At 37.5% G+C, this 7599-nt stretch carries 6 protein-coding genes; all 6 read right to left on the bottom strand.

Annotated elements, in window-relative coordinates; all coding sequences use genetic code 11:
- Positions 1-47: 47 nt before the first annotated feature.
- Positions 48-749 (bottom strand): zinc metallopeptidase, encoded by a 702-nt coding sequence (locus tag RMR19_RS20590; protein WP_310605384.1) that lies wholly within the window; start codon positions 747-749, stop codon positions 48-50.
- Positions 750-1381: 632 nt separating this feature from the next.
- Positions 1382-2311, bottom strand: coding sequence for a methionyl-tRNA formyltransferase (fmt, locus tag RMR19_RS20585; protein ID WP_310605383.1), 930 nt, complete (start codon positions 2309-2311; stop codon positions 1382-1384).
- Positions 2312-2322: 11 nt separating this feature from the next.
- Positions 2323-2805, bottom strand: coding sequence for a peptide deformylase (gene def / locus RMR19_RS20580; protein ID WP_310605382.1), 483 nt, complete (start codon positions 2803-2805; stop codon positions 2323-2325).
- Between the two features lie 31 nt (positions 2806-2836).
- A complete protein-coding gene (gene priA, locus RMR19_RS20575) occupies positions 2837-5119 on the bottom strand; it encodes a replication restart helicase PriA (RefSeq protein WP_310605381.1) in 2283 nt (760 codons plus the stop codon).
- Positions 5120-5165: 46 nt separating this feature from the next.
- On the bottom strand, positions 5166-6641 hold the full coding sequence (locus RMR19_RS20570) for a UDP-N-acetylmuramoyl-tripeptide--D-alanyl-D-alanine ligase (RefSeq protein ID WP_310605380.1): 1476 nt from the start codon (positions 6639-6641) through the stop codon (positions 5166-5168).
- Between the two features lie 133 nt (positions 6642-6774).
- Positions 6775-7599, bottom strand: an 825-nt coding sequence (locus tag RMR19_RS20565; protein WP_310605379.1) for a Mur ligase family protein, incomplete at its 5' end; no start/stop codon positions are given.

The raw sequence follows: 7599 nt of genomic DNA, 5'->3' as shown, positions 1-7599 counted from the left end.
TAACTTCCATCATAATAGCAAGTGCCATTTCTCTCAGATCCATTTCTTTAGTCACGATCTCTTCTTCCTCCAAATAATATAATCAAACGAAGCAATTGTAGTATAGATGCTGCTGCCGCCGCAACATAGGTAAGTGCTGCTGCACTAAGCACTTTCTTCGTTTGTGCTACTTCTCTATCTGCTAATATTCCTGTACTAGCAAGAATCTTTACCGCACGGCTTGATGCATTGAATTCCACTGGCAATGTCACTAATTGAAACAATACCGCTGCACAAAACAGAAGGATTCCAATTGTAATTAACGTCTGCGACCAACCAAGAAACACACCTAGTAATATAAGTGGCCATGATAGCCCTGCTCCAAAATTAGCTACTGGAACAAGTGCGGAACGCCACTGAAGTGGTGCATATCCTTTGTTATGTTGAATCGCATGTCCACATTCATGTGCTGCTACACCGATTGCTGCTACCGACGCATTCGCATATACACTATCTGACAAGCGAAGTACTTTGCTTCTTGGATCATAATGATCAGTTAAATTACCACTAATTCGTTGTATGGATACATCATAGATTCCTGCATTGTGCAATATTCTCTCTGCCGCCTGTGCACCAGTTAGTCCTGACATACTTCTCACGCTTGAATATTTTGCAAATGTTGATTTCACCATAGCTGATGCTAATAAACTAATTACCATTCCTATTATAATCAAGATATACGTTGGATCAAAATAATAACCATATGGCATTTTTATCACTCCTTTCTTTGTGACTAGCTTGGAACTAGCTTGTGACGCAAAACTTTACTACTTTTATAGAGCGTATTCGCTGCCGTACTCTAACACAAAACACGCTATGCACCTAAGGACTTCTAAGTGTGTACGAGAATGTATTGAAAAGGGTACGGAAACGCCTTCGATTCGGCATCCTGCCTCAGCTCAGGCTGGCTCGGCGTCCTTGCCGAGCCTTCCTAGGTTGTAGATGTACACACTAAGAAGTGCTTTAGGTGCTTCGCTATCGTTTTGTTGCTAGAGTACGGCAGCGAATACGCAAGGTAGGTTGTGGAGTTTTGCGAGTCAAGGTTGTTGATACACTAGTATAAGGTAAGTAAGACAATGAATGAATATTCGATAGAGTGCGTTTATATAACTCCCTAGGCTGTGCTCCCAAAATGCTTGTACTGGTCTACACTCTACATTGAGCGAAGGATTCCAAGTAGGGCAATGCATTTTTAGATATGTCCAATATTCAGTAGCAACATTCATTGTCAGTACTGCTTGTACTCTTTAACACCCACATCGCTACTCGCGAAATCTAATATCTCTTTATCCTTAAAAAAACGCTTTCTGTAGACTATTATACACAGACTATTTTTCATAGACTATCCTAGTTTCGTACCTTTTTCAATCGTAAAGCCACGTAGAAATGATGATACATCCATTCGTTTTTTGCCTTCTAGTTGAATTTCTTTAAGAGCTAATATTCCATCTGCTGTCTTCACATAGATGGCATCTTTTGTCACATCTACGATTTCGCCTTGTTCTCCGTCATATTGCTTTTCGATTACTTCTGCTTCCCATACCTTTAATGTTTTACCATTTAGAGAAGTATATGCACTTGGCCATGGGTTTAATCCGCGGATTAGGCGTTCTAGTTCTTTTGCTGTTTTTGCAAAGTCCATTTGGCCTAATTCTTTTGTTAGTCTTACTGCATAGTTTGATTTTGAATCGTCTTGTTTTTCGCGTACTACATTGCCTTCTTCGAACATCTTTAATGTTTCGATTAATAAGTCAGCTCCTGCTACAGCTAGTTTATCGTGAAGACTTCCACCTGTTTCTGTACTTGTAATTGGTACTTCTACTTTGCTTATCATATCGCCTGTGTCAATACCTGCATCCATCTGCATGATTGTAATGCCAGAAACAGGTTCGCCATCAATTACAGCCCATTGAATTGGTCCTGCGCCACGATATTTTGGTAGTAATGAACCGTGAACACACACACATCCATTGGTTGGCATATCTAGTAATTTCTGTGGTAAGATTTGTCCAAATGCAGCTACTACGCCGATGTCTGGTTGTAATTTTGTAAGTTCTTCTATTACACTGTCTTCCCTTACTTTAATTGGCTGATATACTGGTATGTTGTATTCTAATGCCTTTTCTTTGACTGGTGTATATTGAACTGCTTTTCCTCTTCCTTTTGGCTTATCTGGTTGTGTCACTACTCCAACAACTTCGTGACCTGCTTTAATAATACTTTCTAATGTAGCTACTGCGAAATCGGGTGTCCCCATAAAAAGAACTTTCATTCCCATTCCTCCTACTCTTCTTCTAAATCACTTGTATTGTATAATTTTCCTTCAACCTTTTCTACATACATATGTCCATCTAAATGATCGATTTCATGACAGAACGCTCTTGCAAGTAAGCCTTCCCCTTCAAGGATTTGCTCTTTCATATTACGGTCTAATGCTTTCACTTTAACGTAGTTTGGTCTTGTAACAATACCAACTTTACCAGGTAAGCTTAGACATCCTTCATCACCTGTTTGTTCTCCATCCATTTCAATAATCTCTGGATTAATTAATATAATTGGACTATCTGCCTCCATAGAAACATCGATTACTACTAATCTCTTTAATATTCCTACTTGAGGTGCAGCAAGACCAACTCCTTGTGCATCGTACATCGTATCTAACATATCGTCTATTAATTCTTGTGTACGGTCATTCATCTCCGTAATTGCTTTTGCAGTTTTAGTAAGTACTGCATCTCCCATTGTTCTTATATTTCTAATTGCCATTTTTATCTTCCCTTTCCTATTTGTAATTAAATTAATAACTATTCATTGGATTAAAATCAAATTGAACACTGCATCCCTTAAAGATAGCAGAATAATCAATAAATCCTTCCATGAAATTCTTTAAATCTTTCAAATATATATAATCCATATGTTTCATATATAATACATATCGGTATATATCGTTTACTTTTGCAACATTTGCTTTCACAGGTCCGATAATTTCCAAGTCTCCTGTTTCCATTTTCTCTTGTGACATACTCATCTGCAATTTCATCTGTTCCTTATAATCAAGCACTGCCGCCTTGAACAAGTCTGCTGCCTTTGCAACCATTTCCTCATTCTTAGATGTTAGGAATGCCACTAAGATATTCGATACTGGTGGATATTTCATTATTGTTCGAAACGCAATTTCACTATTATAAAATGTCTCATAATCATTATTCGCAGAAGTTATTACACTATAATGTTCTGGATTGTATGTCTGAATAACGGCTTCTCCATTATCCTTACTTCTTCCCGCACGGCCTACTGCCTGTGTTAGTAGCTGAAATGTCTTCTCAGCCGCTCTATAGTCATTGGCATATAAGGATAAATCAGCCGCTAATATACCGACTAGCGAAACATTTCCAAAGTCATGCCCTTTCACAATCATCTGTGTTCCTACTAATATATCCGCTTCCTGATTGGCAAAAGCGGATAGGATTTTTTCATGCCCTTCTTTTCCTACTGTTGTATCCATGTCCATTCGAAGAATCCTTGCTGTCGGAAACTCTTTCCTTGCCATCTCTTCCACTTTCTGCGTTCCCGTTCCAAATGTCGCTATATATGGCGAACCGCAGCTTGGACATTTCTTCGGCATCTCCTCGTCATGTCCACAATAATGACAAACTAACTTTTGATTTTCTTTCCCATGATGATACGTCAAAGATACATCACAATGCGAACATTTCATTACATGACCACAGCTTCGACAAGAAACAAAACCTGCGAATCCTCTTCGATTCAGAAACAGCATAATCTGCTCCTTCTTATTCAATCGATCATTAATTAACTCTTTTAACTTTTCACTAAAGATAGATTTGTTCTTCTTCTTTAATTCTTCCCTTAAATCTACTACATAGACATGAGGTAACTTCGCACCATTTATTCTATCCTTTAATTCATATAGCTTGTATTCACCATCTTTAGCTCTCTTATATGCCTCTAGTGATGGTGTTGCTGAGCCAAGCACGACACTTGCATTTAGTAGATTAGCTCTATAGATTGCTACCTCTCTTGCATGATACTTCGGTGGCATCTCACTCTTATAACTACCTTCATGTTCTTCATCTATAATAATTAACCCAAGATTCTCAAACGGTGTAAACAGCGCAGACCTTGGACCTATCATAATATCAATATCACCTTGTTTTGCCCGCATATATTGGTCATATCGCTCTCCCTTTGATAACCTCGAATTCATAATCGATATTCGATTACCAAACCGTTTATAAAACCGCATTACCGTCTGATAAGTTAATGCAATTTCTGGGATTAGCAATATTACCTGTTTTCCTTTGTTTAACACATGCTGTATCATCTCCATATATACTTCGGTCTTACCACTACCTGTTATGCCATGAAGTAAATATGTTCTTCTAATTCCATTATCGTAATCATTACAAAAATCATCTGCAATTTCTTGCTGCTTCGGCGTCAATACAGCTGCCTTTTGTAATGATTGCTCATTCTTAATTGGATTACGATACACTGTCGCTGCTTTCAGTTCAACAATTCCACCCTCTACAAATGCTTGTATCGTAGGTCTTGTTATCCCTAATTTATTAATTGCTGTATCATAATCTAACTCTTTTTGCTTTAACAATAACTCCATAAGGCGAATTCTTGCTTTATAGTTCTTTTTTCGCAGCTCTATCAGCTTATCCGTTGCCTTATCTTGCTCTAACAGTAACCGTATGGTACGTTTCTCAACTGCTTTCACTGTTTGCTTTACAGGCAGAACAATTTTAAGTGCATCATTTAACGTAGCTCCATAATTATCGCGTATCCAAGATGCTAGTCGAATCAAATGAGATTCCATAACAAGTGCGTTATCTACAACCTCATCAATCTTTTTAATATAAGATACATCTATACTTGGCGTTTGCGATAAAGAAATGATATATCCCTTAATAATACGATTCGCTCTACCGAATGGAAACTTAACTAAAGAACCAACGACTGCCTTCTCTTCAAGATGCTCTGGAACTGCATATTGATACGTCTTATCTAGGTTCTCATGCGAGATATCCACTATAATGTCTGCATATATCACTTCTTTCACCACCTTTATCTATATCGTAACAAAACAATAATGTATTCTATTGCTTTATTGCACTAACGATTTCATCTGTATGCATACCTCTTGAGCCTTTTACTAAAATGGCATCGTTTGGTTTCAATATTTCCTTTAGATAGCAAACAGCCTCTTCGTTGCTTGCAAATGAATGTACGACAATATTTGCTTTTGCATCTTCAATCGCTTTCACAATTGCTTTCGCTTCATTTCCTATCGTTACTACTTCATCTATATTCTTTGTCGCAATATATTCACCAACACTATAATGCGAAGAATACGAGTGCTCTCCTAATTCCAATACATCTGCTAACACGGCAACCCTACGATGAACATCTTCAAGTTCAAGTAATACATTAATTCCTCCACGCATAGAATCTGGACTTGCATTATACGTATCGTCAATGATTGTAATGTCATTCGCTTTCACAATCTCTCCACGCATGGCAAGTGGTAGATATTCCTTCAACCCTTGTTTTGCAACCGATGTTTCAATTCCTAGCTTATTCGCAACTGCAATCGCTACTAATGCATTATATACATTATGTTCTCCAAGTACTTGTAACTCTATTTGATTTTCTTGTACATTCTCTTCCTGTAAACCGTCATGTATGTAAAAATTCGTTTTACCATTGCTTACTGCAACATCTGTGGCATGATACATACAATCCTCTTTACATCCAAATGTAACAACATTTGCCAAGCATAAACTCTTATGCGTAGCATCGCTCACGTCAATTTTATTACAATTGTGTGTTTTTTCTTTGTCAGATAACTTAAGAAAATCTGAATACGGTAAAATTTGCATCAACATGTCATCTGTACCATTTACAAAAAGACAGCTATCTTCATCAAATTCGTTCATAATATTCATCTTCTCTTTACGAATATTTTCACGAGATCCAAGTTGACCAATGTGTGAAACACCAATATTCGTAATAACTGCATGGGTAGGTTTTGCAACACGCGCTAACTTATCCATCTCATTTGCTTCGCTGATTCCCATCTCAATTACTGCAACTTCATGGGTATGGTCAATTCGAAAAATAGTAAGTGGCAGACCAACTTGGCTATTCATGTTACCAGCTGTCTTTAGCACACGATATTTTGTTTCAAGTGCAGCAGAAACCATCTCTTTCGTTGTTGTCTTTCCAACACTTCCTGTGATTCCGATTACAGGAATCGTAAATTTACTTCTATAATATGCCGCTAGATCTTGTAATGCTTCCTTCGTATCATTTACACGAATAACTGCTTGATTCTCTTTTACAGCAGATAAGTCCTGTTCCACACTTGCAATAATTGCTGTCGCACCCGCTTCTATTACAGACGGAATAAATGTATGAGCATCCACACGTTCACCAACAATCGGAACAAATAAAGTCCCTTCTTCCACCTCTTTTGAATTCGTGCTTACTGCATGAATCTGTAAATCAGCCTTACCACAAAGTAGTTCTCCTTTTGTTGCCTTTACGATTTCTTCTATAGTCAGTAATTCCATCTATATAATTCCTTTCCACTCTTTATTCTAGTCATTTGCAAATCTTACTATATTGTAACTATTCAGAATTACATCTTTCAAGTTACAATATATGTCTTACAACTTCTCTGTTAACATATACCATAGCTTTATCTTAATTACGTTTCTCTGCAAGTATGCTCTTTATAATTACCCTTTCATCCATCGGATATTTAACCCCTTTGATTTCCTGATAATCTTCATGGCCTTTTCCTGCAAGTATAACGAAATCACCCTCCATGGCATATTCCATACAATATCGAATCGCTTGCTTACGGTCAGGAATCATGACACTTCTGCCTTTTCCTTTCTCTACTCCAATCTGAATATCACTTATAATATCCATCGGCTCTTCATATCTTGGATTGTCTGACGTAATAACCGTCAAATCCGCCATATTGGCTGAGATTTCTCCCATCTCATATCTTCTAAGTTTCGAACGATTTCCTCCACAGCCAAACATACATACAATACGCTTTGGTTCATATTCCCTAAGTGTAGTTAATAGACTCTTTAAACTCAACGCATTATGAGCATAGTCAATCATAAGAAGATAGGGGTCTGGCACTTTTACAATCTCCATACGACCTTTTACATACACATGGTTAAGTGCCTCTGCAATCTTATCTATTGGTACAAGAAGATGTCTACACAACGCTATTGCCGTTAACGCATTATATACATTAAATACACCTGGTATTGGTAACAAGACAGGCATATCAAGCTTTCCATTTGCATGAAATTGTATTCCTAGCACATTCTTTTCTTGATATGTTCTAATATCCGCTGCATATATATCTGCGTTTTGTGACAGACCATAGAATTCCACTTCGCAAGTGTGTCCCTCTAATACTTTCATGGCATAGGAATCATCTTGATTAATAATCCCCTGTTTGCATTGTTTAAACAACTTGCCTTTACATCTTATGTATTCGTCCAT

Source organism: Anaerosporobacter sp. (assembly GCF_031551385.1).
In the GTDB taxonomy this organism is placed as follows: domain Bacteria; phylum Bacillota; class Clostridia; order Lachnospirales; family Lachnospiraceae; genus Anaerosporobacter.
Note: the sequence above shows the minus strand (reverse complement) of the source record. Positions and strands in the feature narration are given on the sequence as shown.